We start from the raw sequence: 26,255 nt of genomic DNA on the forward strand, positions 1-26,255 counted from the left end.
GTGGATGCTAGCCCACCAGCCTTTCAGGAAGCTTACGTTGGCTTACTTGATCCGCATCCCGGGCTGGGCGCCGGCGTCGGGGGAGAGGATGTACAGGCCGCCGGTCTTGCCCTCCGGGTCGGAAGCCGCCAGCACCATGCCCTCGCTCATGCCGAACTTCATCTTGCGCGGCGCCAGGTTGGCCACCATTACCGTCAGACGCCCTTGCAGCTGGGCCGGGTCGTAGGCGGCCTTGATGCCGGCGAACACCTGGCGGGGTTTCTCCTCGCCGATGTCGAGCATCAGGCGCACCAGCTTGTCGGCCCCTTCCACATGGCTGGCTTCGACGATCTTCGCCACCCGCAGGTCCACCTTCATGAAGTCGTCGATGGAAATGTGGGGGCCGGTTTCGGCGGCGGCCTGGGCCACCTGGGCCTCGTTCTGCTGCTTTTCTCCATGGCGCTGGGGCGAATGCTCGGCGGCCTTGGCGGGGGCGGCGCTGTTGGCAGCGGTGTTGGCAGAAGCGTCGGCCGGGGCCAGGCTGGCCTTGTTGGCTTCCACTAGGGCGGCCACCTGCTTGGGGTCGATGCGGGTCATCAGGTGCTGGTAGGGCTGGATCACGTGGCCGCCGGCCAGCAGGGTGGCGGCGTCGGCCCAGGTGAGCGGCGCCACGTTGAGGAAGGCTTCCACCTTCTCGGCCACGCCGGGCAGCACGGGCTTCAGCAGCACGGTGAGCAGGCGGAACAGGTTGAGGCTGTTGGAGCAGGCGGCGTGCAGTTCGGTCTCCTTGCCTTCCTGCTTCGCCAGCTCCCAGGGTTTGACGCTGTCCACGTACTGGTTGGCGCCGTCGGCCAGGGCCATCACTTCGCGCATGGCCTTGCCGATTTCCCGGGCCTCGAAGAGTTCGGCGATGCGCGGCGCGGCCTCCTGGATGGCGCGGATGGCGGGCAGGTTGGCGTCGGCGGGCGCCAGTTGGCCGTTGAAGCGCTTGCTGATGAAGCCGGCGGAGCGGCTGGCGATGTTCACGTACTTGCCGACCAGGTCGGAATTCACCCGGGCGACGAAGTCGTCCAGACTCAGGTCCAGGTCTTCCAGGGTGTTGGTGAGCTTGCCGGCGAAGTAGTAGCGCAGCCATTCCGGGTTGAGGCCCTGGGCCAGGTAGCTTTCGGCGGTGATGAAGGTGCCCCGGGACTTGGACATCTTGGCTCCGTCTACGGTCAGGAAGCCGTGGGCGAAGATGCGGCTCGGGGTGCGGAAACCGGCGTGGGCCAGCTCGGCGGGCCAGAACAGGGCGTGGAAGTAGAGGATGTCCTTGCCGATGAAGTGGTACAGCTCGGTTTGTGAATCCGGCTTGAACCATTCGTCGAAATTCAGGCCCTGCCTGGCGCACAGGTTCTTGAAGGAGCCCATGTAGCCGATGGGGGCGTCGAGCCAGACGTAGAAGTACTTGCCCGGGGCGCCGGGAATCTCGAAACCGAAGTAGGGGGCGTCCCGGGAGATGTCCCAGTCGGTGAGCTTGTTCTCGCCTTCCGCTCCCAGCCATTCCTGCATCTTGTTGGCGGCCTCGGGCTGCAGGCGGCCGTCCTCCCGGGTCCAGCGGCGCAGGAATTCCTGGCACTGGGGCGCGGAGAGCTTGAAGAAGTAGTGGTCGGAATTCTTCAGCACCGGCTGGGCGCCGGAGACGGCGGAGTAGGGGTGCTTCAGGTCATTGGGGGTGTAGGCGGCGCCGCAGGCCTCACAGTTATCCCCGTACTGGTCCTTGGCGCCACACTTGGGGCACTCGCCCTTGATGAAGCGGTCGGGCAGGAACATTTCCTTGACCGGGTCGTAGTACTGCTCGATGGTGCGCACCTCGATCAGGCCGGCATCCTTCAGGCGGCCGTAGATCAGGTTGGCGCACTCCCGGGTCTCGGGGGTATTGGTGCTGTAGTAGTTGTCGAAATTGACCAGGAAGCCGGCGAAATCCCGGGAATGCTCGCCGTGCACCCGCTCGATCAGCTGTTCCGGGGTGATGCCTTCCTTCTCGGCCCGCAGCATGATCGGCGTGCCGTGGGTGTCGTCGGCGCAGACATACCAGCACTCGTGGCCGCGCATCTTCTGGAAGCGCACCCAGATGTCGGTCTGGATGTATTCGACCAGGTGGCCCAGGTGGATGGAGCCGTTGGCATAGGGCAGGGCGGAGGTGACGAGAATCTTGCGGGGCTGTTGTGAGGCCATGGCGCTTCCGGCGGATTTTGAGGAAAGAGGATGATTTTACTGTGCCGGCGGGGATTGCCCAAGGTGTTCACCGGGAATGGGGTCCCGGAAAATCAGCAGGTGCATCCGCCTATCGGCCGGCTTATCATGGGGTGAACCCATTTCATATTCTGGCTGCCATGCCGCTTCCTCTGCCTTCCCTGCCCCGCTGGCGCGCCCTGCGCACCCGGGTTACCGTCGGTATCCTGCTGACCGTGGTGCTCACCCTCTGGGCGGGTACCCTGGGCATGGGGCATTTCCTGCGCCAGGACATGGAGGGCACCATCTCCGCCCAGCAGTTCTCCACGGTTTCCCTGGCCGCCCGGGAGGTGGATCGCAGCATCCGGGAACGTCTTACCGCCGTGGAAAACATGGCGGCGGCGATCCGGCCCGCCATGCTGGCGGAGCCCCGGCAGATCCAGGATTATCTGGGGCAGCGCCTGCTGATCCCGCTGCTGTTCAACTGGGGGGCCATCGTCACCGACCGGGAGGGACGGGCGGTGGCGAGCATTCCCGAACATCTGGGGCGGGTGGGTACCGCCTACGGCGACATCGCTTTCCTGCGCCAGGTGCTGGACGACGGGGTGTCCCGGGTTTCCGATCCCCTGCGGGGGCGGCGCACCGGCCAGCCGGTGGTGACCATGGCGGCGGCCATCAAGGACGGCAGGGGCCAGGTGCTCGGCCTGGTGCTCGGGGTCACCAACCTGGCCATGCCCAATTTTCTCGACGACGTGAGTGCCGCCAAGTACGGCAATACCGGCGATTTCATCATCACCGCGCCCTTGAGCCGGGTTTATGTGACGTCCTCGGACAAGCGGCGGGTGATGCAGCCCGGCCCGGCCCCCGGGATCAATCCGGTGTATGACCGCTATCTGGGCGGTTACGAGGGGTCCGGGGTGGCCCGCAGTTCCCGCGGCGTGGTGGAGCTTTCGTCGAGCCGGATCATTCCCTCCACCGGCTGGCTGATGCAGTCGGTGCTGCCGGCGGAGGAAGCCTTCGCCCCGGTGCGGGAGATGCAGCGCCACCTGATCCTGGTGTCCCTGGTCCTGACCCTGGTGGCCTGGGGCGTGGCCGCCTGGTGGCTGCGGCGCCAGCTGAAGCCCCTGGAGGAGGCCTCCGGCCTCCTGGACGCCATGCGCAGCGGCGCCCTGCCGCGCCAGCCCCTGCCGGTCCGGCAGGAAGACGAGATCGGCCAGCTCGCCCATGCCTTCAACGGCCTCCTGGCCGCCATCGTCGCCGAAGAGGCCCAGGCGGCCGAGCACGCGGCCAACCGGCGCCTGCGCAAGATCGTCTCCCATGTGCCCGGGGTGGTGTTCCAGTACCGGCTGCATGGGGATGGCAATGGCAGTTTCCCCTTCGCCAGCGATGCCATCCAGGACATCTTCGGGGTCAGCGCCGAGGCCGTGGAGGCCAGCGCCGCCCAGGTGCGGGCCCTGATGCTGCCCGAGGATGGGGAGCGGCTCTTCGCTTCCATGCAGACTTCGGCCCGGGAGCTGTCTCCCTGGCGGGTCGAGTACCGGATCAACCATCCCCGGGATGGGCTCAAGTGGCTGCTGGTGGACGCAGTGCCCGAGCGGGACGAGGACGGGGTCATCACCTGGTACGGCTTCATCACCGACGTGACCCGGGCCAAGGTCAATGAGGCGGAGCTGCGCATTGCCGCCACTACCTTCGAGAGCCAGGAGGGCATCTTCATCACCGATGCCGACAACCGCATCATCCGGGTCAACCGGGCCTTCTCCGAAATGACCGGTTACAGCGATGTGGAAGCCCTGGGCCGCAATCCCTCCTTCCTCAAGTCGGGCCGCCACGACCAGCCCTTCTACCGGGCCCTCTGGGAGGAACTGGCCCGGGAAGGCTGCTGGCGGGGGGAAATCTGGAACCGGCGCAAGAACGGGGAGTTCTACGCCGCCTGGACCACCATTTCGGCCGTACGGGATGCAGGCGGGGCCACCACCCACTATGTGGCGGCCTTCACCGATGTCACCGAGCACAAGGCGGCGGAGGAGCAGATCCAGCGTCTGGCCTTCTATGACCCGCTCACCAACCTGCCCAACCGGCGCCTGTTCCTGGACCGTTTCGACCAGGCCCTGGCGGCCGCGCTCCGTAACCAGGGGCTGGGGGCCCTGATGTTCCTGGATCTGGACCAGTTCAAGGGGCTCAATGACCGCTACGGCCACATCATGGGCGACGAGTTGCTGGTGGAGGTGGCCCGCCGTCTCTGCCTCTGTCTGCGGGGGGTGGATACGGTGGCGCGCCTGGGCGGCGACGAGTTCGTGGTGATGCTGCAGAACCTGGAAGGGGTGGATGGGCAGGAGGCCTCCCTGGCCCAGGCAGCCCGTCTGGCCGAGGGGGTGGCCGAGAAGATCCGCATCACCCTGGCCGAGCCCTACCTGCTGACGCCCCGGGGCGAGTCTGGCGGGGAGCAGGTGGTGCGCTACTGCTGCACGGCCAGCATCGGCATCTGCCTGTTCGACGGTGACAGTCCGGGCCGGGATGAGCTGATCCGGCGGGCGGACGTGGCCATGTACGCAGCCAAGTCGGCGGGCCGCAATACGGTGCGGACCTATGTCCCGGAGCTGGATGGGTCGGCCTGAAACAAAAAAAGCGGCCCGCAGGCCGCCCGAAGGGAGGTCAGACGATGAATCAGGCTGCCTTCATCTTGTACCAGGCCCCATAGGCCCAGCAGGCGGCGCAGAAGCCGGTGGCCAGGTCGATGAAGGCAAAAATGAGGATGGCGGTGGCCGGGATGACGCCGACGCCGGAGTCCATCATCCAGGTGATGGCCATGGCCAGACCGGCGATGCCGGCGATCTTGTCGGCAAACATCTTGGCGCCGGCATTGACCTTCTTGTGCCAGTCCAGCTTGCCGGTGATGCCCTCGAACAGCTTGTAGGAAATGCACTTGTGGGGGGAGACGAAACCGCGCATGAGGCCGCCGAAAGCCAGCAGGAAGGCCACCCACTTGTAGGGGGTGAACAGGTAGATGGCGGCAATGGCAAAGCTCATGGTGGCCTGGAAACGGTAGGCGTTGGAGCAGACGGGAGCGATGTCAAAACGCAGCATGGTGTGAAAATCCGGGGAAATGAAAAACGCCGGAATATTAGCAAATAACGATTTTCTGTCAATCGAATTTGCATCCCGATTCCCCGGCTTGCCGCCCATGGAAGGCCGGGCCCGCCGCGCGGAAACCCGCTCATTCCCCCCGGAACAGGGGCTTGCGCTTTTCCTTGAAGGCCCGGATGCCCTCCCGGTAATCCTCGCTGTTGTAGACCACCCGGCGCAGTCCCTGCATGCGCTCGAAGTCCGCCGGGGACAGGCTGTGGGCGCCATGGAGGATGCGCATCTGCTCCTTCATCACGGCAATGGAGAGGGGAGAGTTGTGGCAGATGTCCCGGGCCAGAGCATGGGTGAAGGTTTCAATCTCCTCCCGGGGCAGCACGTGGTTCACCACCCCCAGCCGTTCCAGGCGGGCGGCGGCGATGGGGCGGCCGGTAAACAGCATTTCCTTGGCGATCTGGGGCGAGGCGGCATTCATGAAGGTGAGCAGGCCCGAGGCGTTGTAGGGCACACCCAGCTTGGCCGGCGTCGCGGCGAAGGTGGCGTCGGCTGTGGCGATGATCAGGTCGCAGGCGAACACCAGCTCGCAGGCGCCGCCCCAGACGCTGCCCTCGACCATGGCGATGACCGGGGCGGGAAAGCCCTCGATCTCCCGGATGATCTGGCGCAGGGGGTCTTTCCAGCCCAGGGGGTCGTGGCCTCCCAGGGGCAGCTCATCCACATTGTGACCGGCGGACCAGACCTTGGCGCCCGGGTAGGCCCGCAGCACCAGGACCCGGACGCCTTCCTGCTCCAGGGCCGCGAAGGCCCGGCTCATTTCCCCGATCAGGGCTTCCGAAAGGGTGTTGCGCTTGATGCTGTAGTTCAGGGTCAGGGTGCCGATGCCCTCGGCAGAGTGGATTTCGATCAGGGCCATGGGAGTCCGGAGTCAGGGAAGTGGGGGGGCAGGGTGGCAATTGCAGCACGACTTCTTTAAACTCGAGTGAACAAGTCGGAAATAACGCCGTCGAACGGCAGCCCATACGGCAGCAACCTTCAATCACGGAGAACAGATCATGGCAGTAACCCTGGAGGCGGTGCAAGCCGCCCTGCAGTCCGTCCTGGACCCCAATACGGGCAAGGATTTCCTGAGCAGCAAGGCGGCCCGCAACATCCGCATCGATGGGGATAGGGTGAGCCTGGACATCGAGCTGGGCTACCCGGCCCGGAGCCAGGAGGACGGCATCCGCAGCGCGGTGATTGCTGCCCTCTCGGCCCTTCCCGGGGTGGGCAATGTTTCCGCCCACGTCTACAGCAAGATCGTTGCCCACGCGGTGCAGCGGGGCGTGAAGCTCCTGCCCGGGGTGAAGAACATCATTGCCGTGGCCTCCGGCAAGGGTGGCGTGGGCAAGAGCACCACGGCCGTGAACCTGGCCCTGGCCCTGGCCGCCGAGGGGGCCAGGGTGGGCATCCTGGATGCTGACATCTACGGCCCCTCCCAGCCCCAGATGCTGGGCCTGGCCGGTCAGCAGCCGGTGTCCCTGGACGGCAGCAGCATGGAACCCCTGGAAGCCTACGGGGTGCAGGCCATGTCCATCGGCTTCATGGTCGATGTGGATACCCCCATGGTGTGGCGCGGTCCCATGGTGGCTCAGGCCCTGGACCAGCTCCTCACCGAGACCAACTGGAAGGAGCTGGATTACCTGGTGGTGGACATGCCGCCGGGCACCGGCGACGTCCAGCTCTCCATGTCCCAGAAGGTACCGGTCACGGGGGCGGTGATCGTCACCACCCCCCAGGACATCGCCCTGATCGATGCCCGCAAAGGCCTGAAGATGTTCGAGAAGGTAGGCATCCCCATCCTGGGCATCGTGGAAAACATGAGCGTCCATGTGTGCTCCAACTGCGGTCATGCGGAACACATCTTCGGCACTGGTGGCGCCGAGCAGATGTGCGCCGATTACGGCACCGAACTCCTGGGCAGCCTGCCTCTCAACCTGCAGATCCGGGAGATGGCCGATGGCGGCAAGCCCACGGTGGTGGGCGCTCCCGATTCCCCGGCGGCCGACATCTACCGGAGCGTGGCCCGGCAGGTGGCGATCAAGGTGGCGGAACGGGCCAAGGACATGAGCGCCAAGTTCCCCAGCATCGTTGTACAGAACAACTGATCTTGCTCTCCGGATCAATAACTCTGGAGCAGCAGTGCAAGAAAGGCGACGCATCGTGCGTCGTCTTTCAGCACCGGCAGCAGCGCCACTTTCCCAAACAGTGCTAGCATTGACAGCGTTGCTTTAAATGTCGCGAGGTCGCCATGAATACTCTGACCATTCGAAACCTGGATTCCGCCATCAAGGACAAGCTGCGTGTCGTGGCTGCACGTCATGGTTGCTCGATGGAAGCGGAAGTGCGTGAAATCCTGCGCCAGGCGCTGATGCCCTCCAAGCCGGATCGCGGCCTGGGGAGCCGCATACGGGCCCGCTTTGCGGACGAAGGCGGCGCTAATATTGATCTTCCCCTACGTACCGATGCGGCGCGCCCAGCTCGGTTCGATGAAGGCACGACCACATGATCGTTCTGGATACCAATGTGGTGTCCGAACTGATGCGCACCACCCCGGAGCCTTCTGTATTGCTCTGGGTGGATGCACAAGACCCGGCTAGGCTATGGCTTACCAGCGTGACGGTGCAGGAGTTGTTCTATGGCATTGCACGCTTACCAAGTGGCAAACGCCAAAGCCGATTCAATGAACTGGTGACGGCCATGCTGGATGATGACTTCGGCGGCCAGGTCGTGGCTTACGATGGCGAGGCTGCAGCAATCGCAGGCAAGCTACTGGCTCGCTGCGAGCGTGAGGGGCGTCGGATGCCGCTTGCCGATGCACAAATTGCGGCTATCTGCCTTGCACACCGAGCCACACTTGTTACTCGAAATACCAAGGATTTCGTGGCTACCGGTCTTCGGCTCATTAATCCTTGGGAGGACAGCTGAAAGGCTCAGTGCTGACAGTGTTCTCGGTGGCCGTGCGGCCCCTTTGTGGCTGCTGCCGTGCGTGGTGAGGTGCTTGGGGCTTTCTAATCAATCGTGTTGGCTGATGGACTCACGTTCATGAGGGTTGGTTGGCAGACTTAAATGTCGAGGGAAAATAAAGTTCTCGGATTCTGAAGTGAGTTGCCCATGGTGACGCCTGCCTGTACTAGAATCCCGCCTTTGTTTTTTCCGGCGGATTTGCCCCATCATGGCCATCAAATCAGACAAGTGGATACGCCGCATGGCGGAGCAGCACGGCATGATCGAGCCCTTCGAGCCCAGCCTGGTGCGCGAAGCCAATGGCCAGAAAATCGTCTCCTACGGCACCTCCAGCTACGGCTACGACATCCGCTGCGCGCCGGAATTCAAGGTCTTCACCAACATCAATTCCACGGTGGTGGACCCCAAGGCCTTCGATCCCAAGTCCTTCGTGGAGATCGAGTCGGATGTCTGCATCATCCCGCCCAACTCCTTCGCCCTGGCCCGCACCGTCGAGTATTTCCGCATTCCCCGCAGCGTGCTCACCGTCTGCCTGGGCAAGAGCACCTACGCCCGCTGCGGCATCATCGTGAACGTCACCCCCTTCGAACCTGAATGGGAAGGCTACGTCACCCTGGAGTTCTCCAACACCACCCCCCTGCCGGCCAAGATCTACGCCGGCGAGGGCTGCGCCCAGGTGCTCTTCTTCGAGTCCGACGAGGTCTGCGAGACCTCCTACAAGGACCGGGGCGGCAAGTACCAGGGTCAGGTGGGCGTCACCCTGCCCAAAATCTAGTTGTTTCATTTGCCTTTCATCTGACGGGACGACAATCGATGGCTCCATCGACCTGGGCGTCCCGTCATGCCATCTTCCATCCACTGCCTGCAATCCGAGGGCTCTGCCATGCGTTTTCATTTTCCGGTCATCATCATTGACGAAGACTTCCGTTCCGAGAACGCTTCCGGTCTCGGTATCCGGGCCCTGGCGGGGGCCATCGAGAAAGAGGGCATGGAGGTCCTGGGGGTCACCAGCTATGGGGACCTGACCTCCTTCGCCCAGCAGCAGAGCCGCGGCTCCGCCTTCATCCTCTCCATCGATGACGAGGAGCTGGTGCTGGAGCCGGAAGAAACCATCGCCGAGCTGCGCGCCTTCGTGCAGGAAATCCGCCTGCGCAACACGGACATCCCCATCTTCCTGCATGGCGAGACCCGCACCTCCCGGCACATTCCCAACGACGTGCTGCGGGAGCTGCACGGCTTCATCCACATGTACGAGGACACGCCGGAGTTCATTGCCCGCTACGTGGTGCGCGAGGCCAAGGCCTACCTGGATTCCCTGCCGCCGCCCTTCTTCCGGGCCCTGACCCATTACGCCGCCGACGGCTCCTACTCCTGGCATTGCCCCGGCCACTCGGGCGGCGTGGCTTTCCTGAAGTCGCCGGTGGGCCAGATGTTCCACCAGTTCTTCGGCGAGAACATGCTGCGCGCCGACGTCTGCAACGCCGTGGAGGAACTGGGCCAGCTGCTCGACCACACCGGCCCGGTGGCGGCCTCCGAGCGCAATGCGGCACGCATCTTCAACTGCGACCACCTGTACTTCGTCACCAACGGCACCTCCACCTCCAACAAGATCGTCTGGCACTCCACCGTGGCGCCGGGCGACATCGTGGTGGTGGACCGCAACTGCCACAAGTCCATCCTGCACGCCATCATGATGACCGGGGCTATCCCGGTGTTCCTGATGCCGACCCGCAACAACTACGGCATCATCGGTCCCATTCCCAGGAGCGAATTCACCTGGGAGAACATCCAGAAGAAGATCGCCGCCCACCCCTTCGCCAAGGAAGCCAAGGGCAAGCCCCGGGTGCTGACCATCACCCAGTCCACCTACGACGGGGTGCTCTACAACGTGGAGGCCATCAAGGAAGAGCTGGACGGCAAGATCGACACCCTGCATTTCGACGAGGCCTGGCTGCCCCACGCCGCCTTCCACGACTTCTATGGCGACTACCACGCCATCGGCGCCGACCGGCCCCGCTGCAAGGAGTCCATGGTGTTCTCCACCCAGTCCACCCACAAGCTCCTGGCCGGCCTCTCCCAGGCCTCCCAGATCCTGGTGCAGGACGCGGAAAACAGCCACCTGGACCGGGATGTGTTCAACGAGGCCTACCTCATGCATACGTCGACCTCACCGCAGTACTCGATCATCGCCTCCTGCGATGTGGCGGCGGCCATGATGGAAGAGCCTGGCGGCACCGCCCTGGTGGAAGAATCCATCGCCGAGGCCCTGGATTTCCGCCGCGCCATGCGCAAGGTGGATGAAGAATGGGGCGAAGGCTGGTGGTTCAAGGTGTGGGGCCCGGATGACCTGTCCGAGGAAGGCATCGAGGAGCGGGAAGCCTGGATGTTGAAGCCCGGCGAGCGCTGGCACGGCTTCGGCAACCTGGCCGAAGGCTTCAACATGCTCGACCCCATCAAGGCCACCATCATCACCCCGGGTCTGGACGTGGACGGGGAATTCGCCGAGCGCGGCATCCCCGCCGCCATCGTCACCAAGTACCTGGCCGAACATGGGGTGATCGTGGAGAAGTGCGGCCTGTACAGCTTCTTCATCATGTTCACCATCGGCATCACCAAGGGCCGCTGGAACACCCTGGTCACCGCCCTGCAGCAGTTCAAGGACGACTACGACAAGAACCAGCCCCTGTGGAAGGTGCTGCCCGAGTTCGTCGCCAAGCACCCCCGTTACGAGCGGGTCGGCCTGAAGGACCTGTGCAAGCAGATCCACGCGGTCTACAAGCAGAACGACGTGGCCCGGCTCACCACCGAGATGTACCTCTCCAGCATGGAGCCGGCCATGCGGCCCGCCGACGCCTTTGCCCGGATGGCGCACCGGGAGATCGAGCGGGTGGCCATCGACGACCTGGAAGGCCGCATCACCGCCGTGCTGCTGACCCCCTATCCGCCGGGCATTCCCCTGCTGATTCCCGGGGAGCGTTTCAACCGCACCATCATGCGCTACCTGCAGTTCGCCCGGGACTTCAACCGCCAGTTCCCCGGCTTCGAGACCGATGTGCATGGCCTGGTCAAGGATGCCGAAGGGCGCTACCACGTGGACTGCGTCGCCTGAATCTCGTCACGGCAGCCATGAAAAAGCCGCGCTTCCGGGCGCGGCTTTTTGCTGGGCGTTACGGTGCGGGCGGCGCGCTCAGGCCCGTTCGTAGGTGACGAAGGCGAAGGTGATTCCGTCGCTGCTCACGTGTACCTCGCGGCTGGTCTCCAGCCACTGGTTGCGGTCGAAGGCCGGGAACCAGGCGTCGCCGGCCACGTCCATTTCCACTTCGGTGAGGATCAGCCGGTCTGCCAGGGGCAGGGCCTGGGCGTAGAGCTGCTCGCCGCCGATCACGAAGGCTTCCGGCAGCTCGCCCACCCGCTCCAGAGCGGCTGCCGGGGAGTCCACCACCTGGGCGCCCGGAGCCTCGTAGGCAGTCTGGCGGCTGATGACGATGTTCAGGCGGCCGGGCAGGGGGCGGAAGGTATCGGGCAGGGACTCCCAGGTGCGGCGACCCATGATCACCGGATGGCCCCGGGTCACCCGGCGGAAATGCTGCAGGTCCTCGGGCAGGTGCCAGGGCAGCCGGTTCTCGATACCGATGACCCGGTCCCGGGCGACGGCGGCGATCAGGGTCAGACGGGGACGGTGGGGCATGGGAACTCTCCTACTGCAGGGCCTGGAGCAGGCCGCGGGTGGAAGCATCCAGGTGGGCGGGGCAGGATTCTCCCTGCAGGCTGGGCAGCAGCTGGCTGGCCATCTGCTTGCCCAGCTCCACGCCCCACTGGTCGAAGGCATTGACGTTCCAGAGCACGGCCTGGCAGAACACCTTGTGCTCGTAGAGGGCCAGCAGCTGGCCCAGGGTGCCGGGATCGAGCCGCTCCAGCAGCAAGGTGGTGGACGGTTGGTTGCCGGGGAAGGTGCGATAGGGCACCAGGGCTTCGGGAATGCCGGCGGCCCGGGCTTCGGCGGCAGTCTGGCCGAAGGCCAGGGCAGCGGACTGGGCCAGGCCGTTGGCCAGCAACTGGGCGTGGTGGCCGGCCAGGGGGAAGTCCGCTTCCTTGAGCAGGATGAAGTCGCAGGGAATGGGCTGGCCCCCCTGGTGCAGCAGCTGGAAGAAGGAATGCTGGCCGTTGGTGCCGGCACTGCCCCAGATGATGGGGCAGCTCTTGCGCTCCATGGGCTGGCCCTGGCGATCCACGGACTTGCCCGTGCTCTCCATCTCCAGTTGCTGCAGGTAGGCGGGGAACAGCTCCAGGGACTGGCTGTAGGGAAACACCCCGTGGCTGTGGGCGCCGATGCAGTTGATGTTCCAGATGTCCAGCAGGGCCAGGGTCAGGGGCAGGTTGTCCCGGGCCGGAGCGGTGCAGAAATGCTGGTCCATGGCATGGGCACCAGCGAGCAGGGCCTCGAAGTGGTGAAAGCCGATGGCCAGGGCAATCGACAGCCCCACCGGGGACCACAGGGAGAAGCGCCCCCCGACCCAGTCGCGGAGCTGGAACACGTTGGCCGGAGGGATGCCGAATTCCGCCGTGGCCTCCAGGTTGCTGGAAACGGCCACGAAATGCCGCTCCACCGCCGGGCCCCGGCTCACGTGGGCCTGCAGCCAGGCCCGGGCGGTGCGGGCATTGGCCAGGGTCTCCTGGGTGCCGAAGGTCTTGCTCACCACCACGAACAGGGTGCTGCGCGGATTGAGGCGGGCCAGCAGGGGGGCCAGGTCGGCCCCGTCCATGTTGGAAACATAGTGGACCTTGAGGTCCGGCTGCTGGTAGGCGGCCAGGGCCCGGCTGACCATGCGCGGCCCCAGGTCGGAGCCGCCTATGCCCAGGTTCACCACGTCGGTGATGCGGTCGCCGCTATGGCCGCGCCAGCTGCCGCCATGGATGGCTTCGCAGAACTCCCGCAGACGCGCCAGGGTGGCATGCACCTCCGGCAGCACCGATTCCCCCCGGGTGGGCAGTGCCGCCGTGGCCGGGGCGCGCAGGGCCATGTGCAGCACGGCCCGGTCTTCCGTGTGGTTGATGTGCTCGCCGGCCAGCATCCGTTCCCGCCAGCCTTCCACGTCGCAGGCCCGGGCCAGTTCGTGCAGGTGCTCCAGGGTTTCCCGGGTGATCCGCTGCTTGGAGAAATCCATGAGCAGCGCTCCGCTGCCCAGGGAAAAATCCTCGAAGCGCCGGGGATGTTCGGCAAACAGCTCCCGCAGGTGGCGGGGGCGCAGGGTGGCGGCGTGGGCGAACAGGCTCTGCCAGGCAGGACGGGTCTTGGGATCGGGCATGGGTCAGTTCCGCGCGGCCGTTTTTCCGGGGGAAAACGGGAGGTGCGTGTGTCGTTTCATCCTAGACGGCCACCGGGGCGGCGATATGGGGATGGGGGTCGTAGCCTTCCAGGCGGAAGTCCTCGAAACGGAAGGCGAACAGGTCCGTGACTTCCGGGTTGATCCACATCCGGGGCAGGGGCCTGGGCGCCCGGCTCAGCTGCAGGCGGGCCTGCTCGAAGTGGTTGCTGTAGAGGTGGGCATCCCCCAGGGTGTGCACGAAATCCCCGGGGGCGTAGCCGCACACCTGGGCCAGCATCAGGGTCAGGAGCGCATAGGAGGCGATGTTGAAGGGCACCCCCAGGAAAATGTCGGCGCTGCGCTGGTAGAGCTGGCAGGACAGCCTGCCGTCGGCCACATAGAACTGGAACAGGCAGTGGCAGGGAGGCAGGGCCATGCGGTCCACGTCCGTGGGGTTCCAGGCGGTCACCAGGTGGCGGCGGGAGTCCGGATTGTGCTTCAGGCTCTGCACCAGCTGCACGATCTGGTCGATCTCACCCCCATCCCGGGCGGGCCAGTGGCGCCACTGGTGGCCGTACACCGGTCCCAGGTCGCCGTTCGCGTCCGCCCATTCATCCCAGATGCGGACCCCGTTCTCCTTCAGATAGCCGATGTTGGTGCTGCCTTGGAGGAACCACAGCAACTCGTGGATGATGGATTTCAGGTGCAGCTTCTTGGTGGTCAGTACCGGGAAGCCCTGGCCCAGGTCGAAGCGCATCTGCCAGCCGAACACGGAGCGGGTGCCGGTTCCGGTCCGGTCGGATTTGTCCTGGCCGTTTTCCAGCACGTGGCGCATCAGGTCTAGGTAGGCTTGCATGAATCAATCGGGGCTCGGGTCCAAGGAGGGTCCATTCTAATTCAGGCCCTTCCCAAGCCCAAGGCCGGCAGCCCAGACCGCTGGTATATACTTGCGCATCCCCCGGAATTCAACCTCTGCCCCCGCTGCGTCCATGCTCGAAAACCTCTTTCAAGGCAAGTCAGACCATCCCCTGGCCGATCCCCGGGAACTGAAGCGCGTGCTCTCCGAACTGCCGGCGGACAATGCCTTCCGGGCTCTGGACGAGATCATGGGCTGGCTGGAATCCTGCCAGGGCGGCGAGCTGCCGGCCCTGGCCCGGTTTTCCGTGGTGCGCCAGCTCGATGAGGCGGCCCAGCCCCATCTGAAGCGCCTGGCCCGGGACTACCTGCATTCCCCCCGCCTGTCCCGCTCCGAGGAAAAGCGCCTGTGGACCATCATCCACGGTTTCTGGACCGTGCTCGCCCGGCACTACGAAGCCTGCCTGGATGCGGCGGGCCAGAAGGACAAGAACGCCGAGCAGCTGAAGCCCCATCTGCCCCTGCTCACGGCCCGCATCATCGCCGCCCTGGGGGCCGAGCTGAAATGGGCCCACTTCCGCTATGGCCCGGTGACGGACGAGCACTGGGTCCGTCTGGGGCGCCCCTACCTGCTGGCCGACAGCGAAGGATTCTCCAACAAGAGCCTGCAGATGTATCCGGGCCAAGGGGGCGTCGCTTCCCCGGCAGGGGAATACCTGAAGGTCCTGGTGTTCCAGGCCTCTTCCCTGGACTGCCTGCTGCCCCTGGAAATCGAACTGGCCGAGCGCCTGATCGCCCACCTGCTGCCGGATTTCGTCTTTGCCCGGGACAGCAGCCCTCAGAGCGTGTACTGGGTGGATGCGGCCAAGCCCCTGCCGCCGGTGCGCCTGGCCCGGCTGCCCCAGGAAATCTCCGGCACCCTGCGCTTCTTCCAGCCCGGGGATGCGGAAAACCGGCTTCTGGCCCTGATCCACGACGTGGAGCGGGGTGGCGAAATACCCGCCAGCCTCAACCTGGGCGGCAGCTACCCGGTCAAGACCGTGCTGCCGGTGATGCGCCATCTGGCCTCCTACTGGGCCCCGGTGCCGCCCCAGCGCCAGCACGTGCGGCACCGGGTCAAGCACCGGGTGGCGGTGCTGCCTGGCCTCGTCAATGCCTTCGTGGTGTTTTCCCCGGAATTCGGCGGCAAGCCCATGGGGCTGCCCCTGGAAAGCTGGATCGTCGAAAACGTCAGCCGGGGCGGCTTCGGCGCCACCATCCAGGACGTCAAGGGCGACTGGCTCAAGGTGGGCGCCCTGCTTTCCCTGCAGCCGGAAGGGGCGGAAAACTGGGTGGTGGGGGTGGTGCGCCGCTACCACCGGCTCTCCGAACATGAAGCCCAGGTGGGCATAGAAACCCTGTCCCGCCGGGTGGCCAGCGTCGAGGTGCGGCCCCGGGCTGCTTCCAGCTACGCCATCGCCGCCGGTAGCCCGGGGCTGTGGCTGCAGGACGACAATCCTCAGGGCGAAGTGCGTTTCGTCCTGCCCCAGAACACTTTCGATGCCCGGGAAAACCTGGAATTCGACTACAACGGCCGGCGGGTCTATCTCACCCCGGCCATGCTCCTGGAGCAGGGCGGCGATTACGAGCTGGCCCGCTACCGGGCCACGGTGGCCGCGCCGGCGAAAGGCTGATCGGGGCGGGGCCGCCCCGGCTGCCGGGCTGCGGCATCCTGGGCTGCTGGCTTTCTTGTCCCTCACTGGTTCCCGCGTTCCGCGGCAAGCTGCTCGTAGCGGGCGTATGCCGCTTCCACCTCGGCATGCGGGAATTCTGGTATCCCTGTCGTATTCGTTTGGCAATAAATCCTTCTCGCCCCTGCTTGGGGCAAGGGTATGCAAAAAGCCTATGCTCTTGCAATACTGTTCCGGCTAGAATCCTCCCCTTCGGTCCTCCGGGCCAGTCCGAGTAGCCAGAATTCGATGAATACCATGAATCAAGCCGCCCCCCTGGCACTGGGGGGCGAGGCGCTGGACCTGTTCCTGCGCGAAACCGAGGCGCTGATCGAGCAGGAGCAGGAAGCCCAGGTCCCAGCCCATCTGCTGCAGGCGACCCTGGCCAGCCACCTGGGTAGCCGCAGCTACCGGGTGGATAATCTGGATCAGCTCAACGGCCTGTTCCATCTGTGGCTCTATACCAACGAAGTCGATGCGGCGCTGCACCTGATCGATACCCAGGAGCCCCACGTCCTGGCCGCGATGAACGCCGATGAGCGGGAGGACAACAGGGTTCGTCTGGCTTTCTGGCGGGTTCGTGCCCTGCGGGAGCGCCCCGAAGATCCCCGTCTGCCCCTGGCGGCGGAGAATGCCGCCCGCCTGCTCGGCAGCCTGTCCAACGAGCAGCAGGCGGAGGACAGCTGGACCCATCTGGCCGACCTGATGCGCGATGTGGGGCAATACGAACTTTCCCGGAAATACCAGGAGGCTCGCTACCGTCTCACCATATCCCGTCCAGGGCGGCAACGCTTCCGGGCCTGGGATGATGCCGTATATGCCCTGAACTTGGGGCACAGCCATCTGGCCGAGCAAAATGCCGCCCTGGCCCGGCAGGCGGCGCAAAACGCCTGCTCGGCTCTGCTCAACGCCGCCGCTGACCAGGACATCGACCATGAGGACTGGCTGCGCCTCGGCCAGAGCCTAGTGGAGCTTGATCCCGAATCCTATCCGGTCATCGCTGGCCAGGTCCGCAAGCTCATGCCTGCGACCTATGCCCAGGCCCGTTGCCGTGACGTGGAAGTCCGTCTGGCGCGTCTGGAGGCCAGCTCGCTCTATCGCTGCGGGCAGCTCGCCGCCGCCCTGGAGAAGAGCGCCGAAGGACGTTTCCGCCTGACCAAGGATGACGACGACAGTTTCAGCGCCACGGTGCTCGACTGGCTGATCGAAGCTGGCCGTCTTGGAGCTGCCGCCGAACTGGCCTTTGAATGCACCTTCATGGAAAACGAAGGTTCCATGGAGGCGGCCTGCCGCCACGCCCAGCATTGGCTGGACGCCGCGCCGGAACCGACGCCCTACTGGGCCCTGACGCTGGCCCATGCCAGCCAGGTCGAAGAACTCCGCTGGGTGCTCGGAGATGAGGACCCCTGTGCCTTTTTCGAACGTCATCTGGCCCGGGCGCGCCAATGTGCACCGCAACATCCGGCAGCGGACCTGATTGAAGCCACCTATTGGCTGGAACATGAGGAGGCAGCCTGGCACAAAGCCGCCCCACTGCTGGAACGTGCCGCCCAGGCCCCGGAATGGCTGCACACCGATGCCCTCTACCTGACCTACCTGTGCCGCATGCATGTGCATGGTCCCCAGGCCGGCCTCGAACTGCCCATGATTGTTTCAGGGGCGGCGGGCTGGAATTACAACATCGGCGTCAAGCTTGATCATGACGTGGAAAACGAGTTTCCGGAGCAGGACTGGTCGTCCACCTGCAAGAAGGAACTGACCATTGCTCATTACGAAGCCGGGCTGCAGCGTTTCGAAGCCTTCTTCGCCAGCGGCAGGGGCAGTTACCGCGACGGCAATATCCATGTCTACTCGATGCTCTGCAACAATCTGGCCATCCTGTACCAGAACCGCCAGGACTACGACAAGGCCATCGTGCTACATAACAAAGGCATAGAGAGCAGTCCTTTCGCTGAGCATTACGATGGAGTCATGTGGAGTCATTACCGTGCCGAGCGTCCCGAAGCCTTTGTTGAAGCCGCAGATCAGCTCTGGCATTTCGCATCGGAACGTGGTTACAGCCGGCATGAGCCGGCCGCCTACATCTGCGAAGTCACGCACACACTGGTCCACCTCGGGCGCCGCGATGAACTGCCGATCTGGCTACAGCGTCTCGAGGAATGGTGGTCGGAGCTGGATGAAGAAGGGCGCTCCCAGGGGAAGTCTTCCTATCTCGATACGCTGATTACCCTGCTTGCCAATATGGCTGTCAAGCAACCTGCCGATGCACTGGCCCGACTGGAGCCCGCGCTGCCTGCCTTGCGTGCCCAGAAATTTGTGGATTACCTCCAGATCTCTGGCCGTATCTACGAACAGGCAGGTCAGTACGAGCAGGCCATCGCGCTTTACGAAGAGGCACTTGCCCTGCCCTTCAAGGACGACGATGAACCCTATCGCCAGAAAGCAAGTGAATATATGGCAGCTTGTCGCCAGGCCCTGGGCGGCGGAGACAAAAAACCATGGTGGAAGCTTTGGAACTGAGCCGTCCGGCGGCGGCCTATGCCCCCCGGGATGTGGCCAATGCGCCGGAACTCAAGGGGGCCATCGGGCAGCGTTCGGCCCAGCGGGGTGACGGGCCGGAAATCGCTGCCTGGCTGCAGAACCACTTCTACCGGTACGTGATCGGGCGTTTCGATGCGCCAGCGCCAGCCGTCGAGAAAATCGACAACCTGGAGCAGGCGGAAAATCTGTTTCATCCGGCATCGCTGCCGCCCTGGGTTCGCCGTCGTTTTGAGCACAAATCCGCCAGCGGGCCGGCGCTCTGGTGGATCGCTCCGGCCAGCGAAGCCCTGCTGGCCCTGGAGGCCCGCCTGGTCGAATTCCTCAATTCCCGCCAGGGCACTTCCCTGGCAGGCAAGTTGGCGCGCATCAACTGTGCCCAGGCTCTGGCCCTGTGGGCGGCAGAACACGCGGCCTTTGCGGCCCGGTCAGCCGCCGGCCTGCGGGCCCATCACCCCCAGGCTGTCCGCGGACTATGGCAAGGTCGGCATGGGGTATTTTTCGAATTCCTGCCCCACAGCCCCTTGCTGCGTGCCGAAATGGCCTACGAGAGCCAGCACATGCAGCACTGCCTGGGGCAGTTCGCCGATCGCCGGGAGCTTACCGGGGGCTATGGGGAGAACTACGCCCAGGCCTGCGAACAGGGGCGCCTGCGCCTGTTCAGCTACCGTAGCGGCAATGCCCAGCCGCACATCACCATCAGTGCGGTGGTCAGTGCCGATGGCCAGCTCGACATCGACCAGATCAAGGGCAAGCAGAACCGTCCGCCCGTGGAGCGTTACCACGAGGACCTGCTAGGCTTCCTCAATTCCCTGCCTTGTGCCCATGGCACGCCGGAGGATGCCCGTCGCATCGGCATCGCCCGTCTGCCGCAACGCTGGGATTTCGTCAGCAACATCAGCGATGCCAGGGAGCAGGTCCAGCTGGCCCATCATTATCCGGAAGTGATCCGCCATTACCGTCAGCCCACCATGCTCGTGCAATGGCTGGTGGCGGGCCGGCAGCCGGAGTTGCTGGCTGGCCTGGAAATCGCGCCTACCGTGCGCCATGCCCTGGAGGGCCGGGCATGATCTACCTGGGCGGCCTGCTCATCCTGGGCGTCATGTTCTACCTGGTGAAGCAGCGCTTCAACAAGCTGCTCGATACCCTGCCTGAACCCTATGCCCTGGATCCTCGCCACAACCGTATCCTGGCGCTGGCCCATCCCATGGCCTTTCATCGCATCGAGGGCGGTTTTGCCAATTGCGACCTGCCCGGTGCAGAAGACGAACTGGCCCGCCAGTTGCGGCCGCTGCTGCTGCATTTCTTTGCCCTGCGCGGCACTCTGGACGACGCCGGTATCCGTGCGGCCCTGAACCAGAGCATCCATAGCCGCTGGTTCCGTATCGATCTCGATGCTTTGCATCCCGAGGATGATCCCCGCGACGCCATGGCCTTTGCCTGCGCCCGGGTCACCTTTGCTGTCCGTGCCGCGGCCATGCTGGGCTGGCTGGACGAAGAGACCCACTGGCAAATCCTCCGTCAGAATGCCCAGCGAGCCAGCGACTGCTTCGAGAGCTGGCGGGACTACGGAGAATCCTGGGCTCGGGGGCGCCGCCAGTGGGTCAGCCGGGCCCGGGCCGACAGTCTGGGTTTTGCCTTCGACGAAACCCTGGTCGCCCGCTGGGTTAACTCGCCGCACCACCCCTGGGGCCGCATGCCCTGGGAAACGCCGCCCTTCTTCCTGCCCCAGGCCGTTTCGCCATAATCAGGTGCCCGGTGCCCAGGATCGCCGGCTGGCCCGGGCTCCGGGTTCAGCCGTAAAACGCATAAGCGATCAGGATGGCGGCGATGAGCCCGACGGCGTCGGCGATCAGGCCGCCGGCGAGGGCGTAGCGGGTGCGGGTGATGTTCACGCTGCCGAAGTACACGGCCAGCACGTAGAAGGTGGTTTCGGTGGAGCCCTGGATGATGGCGGCCAGGCGGCCCTGGAAGGAATCCACCCCGTAGGTGTTCATCACGTCCACCATCAGGCCCCGGGCGCCGGAGCCGGATAGCGTCTTCATCAGTCCCACCGGCAGGGCCGGGACGAAGGCGTCGTCCAGGCCCAGGGCCAGCACCCCGGCACGGATGGCGCCGATCAGGTAATCCATGCAGCCTGTGCTGCGGAACACGGAAATGGCGGCGAGCATGGCGATCAGGTAGGGCACGATCTGGATGGCCACGCCGAAGCCTTCCTTGGCGCCTTCCACGAAGGTTTCGTACACATCGATCCGGCGCCAGGCGGCGACGGCCACGAACAGCACGATCAGGGAAACGATGATGCCGCTGCCCAGGAGGCCGATGCTGCGCGCCATGACCTCCGGCGCCATGCCCTGGAGCCAGGCATAGAGCCCGCCCAGCAGGGCGGCGAAGGCGGCGAAGAAGGCCAGCACCGGGCGGCAGAACAGGTTGATGCGCTGCCATAGGGCGATCGTCACCAGGCCGGCGCAGAAGGAGACGAAGGTGCCCAGCAGGGTGGGCAGGAAGATGTCGGCGGCGTTGAAATTGACGAGTCCCTGCTGCAGGGCGAGGCTCTGGCGGATGGCGATCACCGAGGTGGGAATCAGGGTGATGCCCGCCGTGTTGAGCACCAGGAACATGATCATCGGGTTGCTGGCGGTATCGGGCCTGGGGTTGATCTCCTGCAGCTCGCGCATGGCCTTGAGGCCCAGGGGGGTGGCGGCGTTGTCCAGCCCCAGCATGTTGGCCGAGAAGTTCATGACGATGCTGCCGCCGGCCGGATGGGCCGGGGGAATGTCGGGGAAGATGCGCCGGAAGAAGGGCGCCACCAGCCGCCCGAACAGGGCGATCAGGCCGCCTTTCTCGCCGATCTTCATGATCCCCAGCCACAGGCTCATGATGCCCACCAGGCCGAGGGAAATGTCGAAACCGGTCTTGGCGGTGTCGAACAGGCCGGTCAGCACCCGATTGAAGACGTCCAGGTCTCCCTGGAGCAGCTGCGCCACGGCGGCAGCGAAGCCCACCAGTATGAAAGCCACCCAGATTCGATTCAGCACTGTGCCATCCCGCTGCCTGATGAAGTGGGCGGCAGTCTAGCGGTCCCGCAGGCGGCTGTCATGGGGTCTGTGCCGGCGGCAAGCCCCAGGCCGGGGCCAGCTGGGCGTAAATCCCGGCCGGCAGTTGCAGCAGCAGCGGGTTGGCGGCGCCGTCCAGCCAGGCGCAGAGGGCCTGCACCTGTTCCCGGGAGGCGGCGGTACAGCCGGCGGTGGGCTGGCCCGGTCCGCCGTGCACATGCAGGAAGATGCAGGAGCCGGCGCCGGGGATTCCTGCCGGATTGTGGGCGATCACGGCACCGATGGCGTAGCGTTCGTCGTCCCGTTCCATGGCCTCCGCCGACTGCCAGTCCCGGGTCACCTGGCGCCCATCGACGATGCGGTTGTAGTGCCGGGAGGCCGGGTCGTCCACGGCGAACAGGTTCCGGTGGCAGGGCAGACAGGGCAGGCGGGCCGGTTGGCCCAGGGCCGCGAGGGCCTGGGCTTGGCCGAATAGCTGGGGGATGGCGAACAGGCCCGCCGGGCTGCGGCCGTCGCCCTCCTGTTTTTTGGGCGCGGGCGGGGCAGCGTGCAGGCCCAGGCCCCAGGCCAGCCCGTGGCGGCCCAGGCTGACCGGGAGCGGCGCCCCTTCCGCCTGCCAGCTGCTGCCGGAGGTGGTGCGCGCCAGGCGCTGCAGGGTGCCGCTGCTGGCGTCCCAGTCCGGCGCCAGCACCCTGAGGAGTTGGCGGGCCTGGTCCAGCGCCGGGGGGCGGGGCAGGGGGGCGGCGGGCATGGATTGCCGGGCCGGGGTGTCCCGGCTCGGGCGTCAGGAGCTGGCGGGACGCCGGGCCGATTTGGGGCGGAAGGCTTCCACCACGGTGGCGCGGGTTTCCGCGTAGGGGGCGCCGATCAGGTCCAGGCAGTAGGGCACGGCGGCGAAGATGCCCGGCACCAGGGATTTACCCTCGGTATCCTTGAGGCCTTCCAGGGTTTCCTGGATGGACTTGGGCTGGCCGGGCAGGTTGATGATCAGGGCCTGCTTGCGGATCACCGCCACCTGGCGGGAAAGGATGGCGGTGGGCACGAAGTTGAGGCTGATCTGGCGCATCTGTTCGCCGAACCCGGGCATTTCCTTGTCGGCCACAGCCAGGGTGGCTTCCGGGGTCACGTCCCGCAGGGCCGGACCGGTGCCGCCGGTGGTGAGCACCAGATGGCAGCCGGCTTCGTCCACCAGGGCTTTCAGGGTGGCTTCGATGCGCTCCCGTTCGTCGGGGATCAGCCGGGTTTCCAGGGTGTAGGGGGTGAGCAGGGCCTGGGCCAGCCAGGTTTCCAGGGCCGGGATGCCCTTGTCCTCGTAGCTGCCGCTGGAGGCACGGTCGCTGATGGAGACCAGGCCGATCCGGAGTGGCTCACTCATCGTCCTGCTCCTCCGGGGCGGCCTGGGTTTCGCCCTCTTCCAGGGCCTTCAGGATCTGGAACAGCTCGCGGAAATTCTTTGGCGGGCGCTGGTCCGCCTGTTCCTTCAGGGCGGCCCGGCGCAGCTGGCGCAGGCGGGTCAGGTCGGCAGCCGGGTAGCTGGCGGCGATTTCCTGGAGCACGGCCTCATCTTCCAGGAAGCGCAGGCGCAGTTTTTCCAGCCGGTGCAGCTTGGCGATCTCGCCGGCGGATTCGCCCCGCACCACGGCGATGGCGGCGCGCACCGGTTCCGGGTCCAGGCCGCGCATCAGCTTGCCGATGTACTGGAGCTGGCGGCGCTTGGCCTCGAACTTGGGAATGCGCTGGTATTCCAGCACCGCCTCCAGGAGGTCCTCGTCCAGGCCCATGCGCTTCAACTGGTCCCGGCCCAGGTTCACCAGTTCTTCCCCCAGGGCTTGCAGATCGTGCATGGCCTGCTTGATCTGGGTCTTGGAGGGGCGGCCGGTGTCTTCCGGTGCTTCTTCGCGGCGTTTGTTGAAGTGCATGGCGGCTGGGGGCGGCTTTCCCGGACGGGAACTGCCGGAATGGGCTTGATGAGGGGCTGCTATGATAGCGATTTTTTGCGCCCGGCGGCTTCCCCTTATGGCTGAGAAACAGTTTTCCAACGAATTTGCCACCCTCCAGCAACTGGCTTCCGACGCCCTGGCCCATGCCCGGCTGAAGGGGGCCACGGCCTGCGAGGTGGATGTCTCCGAAGGATTCGGCCAGTCCGTCAGTGTCCGTTGCGGCGAGGTGGAAACCATCGAGTACAACCGGGACAAGGGCATGGGGGTGAGCGTCTACGTGGGCCAGCGCCGGGGTTACGCCAGCACCTCGGATTTTTCGCCCCGGGCCCTGCGGGAGACCGTGGAAGCGGCCCTCAACATCGCCCGCTTCACCGCTGAGGACGATTGCGCCGGCCTCCCCGATCCGGAGCTGCTGGCCACGGAGCCCATGGACCTGGACCTTTACCATCCCTGGGAATTGCCGGTGGAGGCCGCCATCGAACTGGCCGGACGCTGCGAGGCGGCGGCCTTCGAGACCGATGAACGCATCAACAATTCCGAAGGGGCCAGCGTCTCCACCCAGCAGGCCCAGTTCGTGGCAGCCAACAGTCTGGGCTTCATGGGCGGCTATCCCACCTCCCGCCACTACATTGCCTGTTCGGTGATTGCCGGGGAGCAGGAGGCCATGCAGCGGGATGACTGGTACACCACCCACCGGAATGCCGGCGCCCTGGAGGCCCCCGAGGCCGTCGGCCAGCAGGCGGCGCGCCGGGCCGTGGCCCGCCTGAACCCGAAGAAGATCAGCACCGGCAGCTTTCCGGTGATTTTCGAAGCCCCCCTGGCGGCCGGCCTGCTCGGCAATTTCGTCCAGGCCGTGAGCGGCGGGGCCCTGTACCGGAAATCCAGCTTCCTCCTGGATCACCTGGGGCGCCAGGTGTTTCCCGAATTCGTCCAGCTCCAGGAGCTGCCCCACCTGCCGGGCGCCCTGGCCAGCTCCCCTTTCGACAACGACGGGGTGCGCACCCGGGAGCGGCAAGTGGTCCGGGACGGGGTGCTCCAGGGCTATTTCCTCAGCGTCTATTCCGGGCGCAAGCTGGGGCTGCCCAGCACCGGCAATGCCGGGGGCAGCCACAACCTGATCCTGACGCCCGGCGAGCACGACCTGGACGGCCTCCTGGCCCAGATGGGCCGGGGCCTGCTGGTGACGGAGCTGCTCGGGCACGGGGTCAATTACGTCACCGGCGATTACTCCCGGGGGGCTGCCGGCTTCTGGGTGGAGGACGGGCGCATCGCCCACCCGGTGGAGGAAATCACCATCGCCGGCAATCTCAAGGACATGTTCCGGAATATCCGGGCCGTGGGCCGGGACGTCCAGGTGCGGGGTTCCAAGCGCACCGGCTCGATCCTGCTCGACGCCCTGACAGTGGCAGCCTGAAACAGGCGCCAGCCGAAGGAGATACACCATGAAACGTCGTCACTTCCTGCGCCGGGCCGGCAGCGCTGCCGCCGCTTCCGTCGCCGCCCTGGGCCTGGGGGCCTGCAAGGACAAGCAGGGGGCCGCCGCCGCCCCGGCCGCCCCGGCGGTCCATGCCGATGCCGCCGTGCGCTGGCGCATGACCTCCAGCTTTCCCAAGAGCCTGGACATCCTGTTCCGCAATGCCGAGCATTTCACCCAGCGGCTGCGGGAGCTCACCGATGGCCGCTTCGACATCCGCGTCTTCCCGGCTGGGGAGATCGTGCCCGGGCTCCAGGCCCTGGATGCGGTGCAGCAGGGCACCGTGGAAATGACCCACACCTGCTCCTACTACTACGTGGGCAAGGACAAGACCTTCGGCTTCGGCACCAGCATGCCCTTCGGCATGAACGCCCGGCAGATGAATGCCTGGGTTTATTTCGGCGGCGGCCAGGCCCTGCTGGACGAGTTCTACGCCAGCTATGGCATCGTTTCCTTCCCGGCCGGCAGCACCGGGGTGCAGATGGGGGGCTGGTGGCGCAAGCCCATCCATTCCCTGGCCGACCTCCAGGGGGTGAAGATGCGCATCGCCGGCATTGGCGGCGCGGTCATGGAAAAGCTGGGCGTGCTGCCCCAGCAGCTGGCCGGTGGCGACATCTACCCGGCTCTGGAAAAGGGCACCATCGATGCGGCCGAGCTGGTGGGCCCCTACGACGACGAAAAGACCGGCCTGTTCCAGGTCGCCAAGCACTACTACACCCCGGGCTGGTGGGAGCCGGGGCCGATGATTCATTTCTTCGTGGGCCGCAAGGCCTGGGAGGGGCTGCCCAAGGCCTACCAGGACGCCTTCCGGGTGGCGGCGGCAGAGGCCAATCTGCTCACCACGGCCGAGTACGACCACGGCAATCCCCTGGCCATGGCCAGGCTGCTGCAGCAGGGGGTGAAGCTGGAGCGTTATCCGGAGGAGGTGCTCAAGGCCGCCCATGAGGCCACCCTGGCCTTCTACGCGGAGGAAAGCGGGCGCAATCCTGCCTTCGCCAAGCTGCATGAGTCCTGGAACCGCTACCGCAAGAACCAGAACAGCTGGTTCAGCGTCGCCGAGACCCCCCTGGACCGTTTCATGCAGAGCCGGGGCTGAG

The 26,255-nt window shown here is 65.6% G+C and carries 22 protein-coding genes; 12 read left to right on the top strand and 10 right to left on the bottom strand.

What is annotated here, in order from left to right:
- Positions 1-42 precede the first annotated feature (42 nt).
- Positions 43-2,196 (bottom strand): methionine--tRNA ligase, encoded by a 2,154-nt coding sequence (metG, locus tag G474_RS0106890; protein WP_026686329.1) that lies wholly within the window; start codon positions 2,194-2,196, stop codon positions 43-45.
- Positions 2,197-2,354: 158 nt separating this feature from the next.
- Between metG and G474_RS24410 the strand changes: the two genes are divergently transcribed.
- Complete coding sequence (locus G474_RS24410) at positions 2,355-4,811, top strand: sensor domain-containing diguanylate cyclase (protein WP_051282022.1); 2,457 nt, start codon at positions 2,355-2,357, stop codon at positions 4,809-4,811.
- 49 nt (positions 4,812-4,860) lie between these two features.
- Here G474_RS24410 and G474_RS0106905 read toward each other — a convergent pair whose 3' ends face one another.
- Together G474_RS0106905 and scpB are read right to left on the bottom strand one after the other, a co-directional pair.
- On the bottom strand, positions 4,861-5,280 hold the full coding sequence (locus tag G474_RS0106905) for a DUF4395 family protein (RefSeq protein ID WP_026686330.1): 420 nt from the start codon (positions 5,278-5,280) through the stop codon (positions 4,861-4,863).
- 130 nt (positions 5,281-5,410) lie between these two features.
- Positions 5,411-6,190, bottom strand: a complete 780-nt coding sequence (gene scpB / locus G474_RS0106910) for a methylmalonyl-CoA decarboxylase (protein WP_026686331.1) — start codon at positions 6,188-6,190, stop codon at positions 5,411-5,413.
- A 139-nt stretch (positions 6,191-6,329) separates the two neighbouring features.
- Here scpB and apbC point away from each other — a divergent pair, with 139 nt between their 5' ends.
- The 5 genes from apbC to G474_RS0106935 all read left to right on the top strand — a co-directional run bounded on the left by apbC (position 6,330) and on the right by G474_RS0106935 (position 11,389).
- Positions 6,330-7,421, top strand: a complete 1,092-nt coding sequence (gene apbC / locus G474_RS0106915) for an iron-sulfur cluster carrier protein ApbC (RefSeq protein WP_026686332.1) — start codon at positions 6,330-6,332, stop codon at positions 7,419-7,421.
- A gap of 143 nt (positions 7,422-7,564) precedes the next feature.
- Positions 7,565-7,822, top strand: coding sequence for a FitA-like ribbon-helix-helix domain-containing protein (locus G474_RS22690; RefSeq protein ID WP_084513624.1), 258 nt, complete (start codon positions 7,565-7,567; stop codon positions 7,820-7,822).
- Entirely contained in the window at positions 7,819-8,241 is a 423-nt protein-coding gene (locus tag G474_RS0106925; protein ID WP_026686334.1) for a type II toxin-antitoxin system VapC family toxin, read from the top strand. Before G474_RS22690 ends, G474_RS0106925 begins: the two co-directional genes overlap by 4 nt.
- Positions 8,242-8,488: 247 nt before the next feature.
- Positions 8,489-9,055, top strand: coding sequence for a dCTP deaminase (gene dcd / locus G474_RS0106930; RefSeq protein ID WP_026686335.1), 567 nt, complete (start codon positions 8,489-8,491; stop codon positions 9,053-9,055).
- A 108-nt stretch (positions 9,056-9,163) separates the two neighbouring features.
- A complete protein-coding gene (locus G474_RS0106935) occupies positions 9,164-11,389 on the top strand; it encodes an arginine/lysine/ornithine decarboxylase (RefSeq protein WP_026686336.1) in 2,226 nt (741 codons plus the stop codon).
- A 78-nt stretch (positions 11,390-11,467) separates the two neighbouring features.
- On the opposite strand, the gene G474_RS0106940 is transcribed toward G474_RS0106935, so the two are convergent.
- The 3 genes from G474_RS0106940 to G474_RS0106950 form a co-directional block, all read right to left on the bottom strand.
- Positions 11,468-11,968 carry a dihydrofolate reductase gene (locus tag G474_RS0106940; RefSeq protein ID WP_026686337.1) on the bottom strand — a complete coding sequence of 167 codons (501 nt, stop codon included), beginning with the start codon at positions 11,966-11,968 and terminating at the stop codon, positions 11,468-11,470.
- Positions 11,969-11,978: 10 nt separating this feature from the next.
- Entirely contained in the window at positions 11,979-13,586 is a 1,608-nt protein-coding gene (gene pgi, locus G474_RS0106945; RefSeq protein ID WP_026686338.1) for a glucose-6-phosphate isomerase, read from the bottom strand.
- Between the two features lie 61 nt (positions 13,587-13,647).
- Positions 13,648-14,442, bottom strand: a complete 795-nt coding sequence (locus G474_RS0106950) for a thymidylate synthase (protein WP_026686339.1) — start codon at positions 14,440-14,442, stop codon at positions 13,648-13,650.
- Positions 14,443-14,575: 133 nt separating this feature from the next.
- Between G474_RS0106950 and G474_RS0106955 the strand changes: the two genes are divergently transcribed.
- From G474_RS0106955 to G474_RS0106970, 4 genes are all read left to right on the top strand, one after another.
- On the top strand, positions 14,576-16,114 hold the full coding sequence (locus G474_RS0106955) for a hypothetical protein (protein WP_026686340.1): 1,539 nt from the start codon (positions 14,576-14,578) through the stop codon (positions 16,112-16,114).
- 294 nt (positions 16,115-16,408) lie between these two features.
- Positions 16,409-18,670 carry a tetratricopeptide repeat protein gene (locus G474_RS0106960; protein ID WP_026686341.1) on the top strand — a complete coding sequence of 754 codons (2,262 nt, stop codon included), beginning with the start codon at positions 16,409-16,411 and terminating at the stop codon, positions 18,668-18,670.
- A complete protein-coding gene (locus tag G474_RS19925) occupies positions 18,649-19,758 on the top strand; it encodes a hypothetical protein (RefSeq protein WP_043463511.1) in 1,110 nt (369 codons plus the stop codon). Before G474_RS0106960 ends, G474_RS19925 begins: the two co-directional genes overlap by 22 nt.
- Positions 19,755-20,435 (top strand): DUF1266 domain-containing protein, encoded by a 681-nt coding sequence (locus G474_RS0106970; protein ID WP_026686342.1) that lies wholly within the window; start codon positions 19,755-19,757, stop codon positions 20,433-20,435. The genes G474_RS19925 and G474_RS0106970 overlap by 4 nt, the downstream gene beginning before the upstream one ends.
- 46 nt (positions 20,436-20,481) lie before the next feature.
- On the opposite strand, the gene G474_RS0106975 is transcribed toward G474_RS0106970, so the two are convergent.
- The 4 genes from G474_RS0106975 to yjgA all read right to left on the bottom strand — a co-directional run bounded on the left by G474_RS0106975 (position 20,482) and on the right by yjgA (position 23,663).
- On the bottom strand, positions 20,482-21,708 hold the full coding sequence (locus G474_RS0106975; RefSeq protein ID WP_245589319.1) for a nucleoside recognition domain-containing protein: 1,227 nt from the start codon (positions 21,706-21,708) through the stop codon (positions 20,482-20,484).
- Between the two features lie 76 nt (positions 21,709-21,784).
- Entirely contained in the window at positions 21,785-22,495 is a 711-nt protein-coding gene (locus tag G474_RS19930; RefSeq protein WP_051282024.1) for a L,D-transpeptidase family protein, read from the bottom strand.
- A gap of 33 nt (positions 22,496-22,528) precedes the next feature.
- Positions 22,529-23,119, bottom strand: coding sequence for a molybdopterin adenylyltransferase (gene mog / locus G474_RS0106985; protein ID WP_026686344.1), 591 nt, complete (start codon positions 23,117-23,119; stop codon positions 22,529-22,531).
- Positions 23,112-23,663: a ribosome biogenesis factor YjgA gene (yjgA, locus tag G474_RS0106990; protein ID WP_026686345.1), complete on the bottom strand. Its 552-nt coding sequence runs from the start codon at positions 23,661-23,663 to the stop codon at positions 23,112-23,114. Before yjgA ends, mog begins: the two co-directional genes overlap by 8 nt.
- Before the next feature lie 97 nt (positions 23,664-23,760).
- Between yjgA and pmbA the strand changes: the two genes are divergently transcribed.
- Both pmbA and G474_RS0107000 read left to right on the top strand, forming a co-directional pair.
- Positions 23,761-25,098 carry a metalloprotease PmbA gene (gene pmbA, locus G474_RS0106995; RefSeq protein WP_026686346.1) on the top strand — a complete coding sequence of 446 codons (1,338 nt, stop codon included), beginning with the start codon at positions 23,761-23,763 and terminating at the stop codon, positions 25,096-25,098.
- A gap of 28 nt (positions 25,099-25,126) precedes the next feature.
- Positions 25,127-26,254 (top strand): TRAP transporter substrate-binding protein, encoded by a 1,128-nt coding sequence (locus G474_RS0107000; protein ID WP_026686347.1) that lies wholly within the window; start codon positions 25,127-25,129, stop codon positions 26,252-26,254.
- Position 26,255: the final 1 nt, after the last annotated feature.

Origin of the sequence: Azovibrio restrictus DSM 23866, assembly GCF_000429665.1 — a bacterium.
Classification (GTDB): Bacteria; Pseudomonadota; Gammaproteobacteria; order Burkholderiales; family Rhodocyclaceae; genus Azovibrio; species Azovibrio restrictus.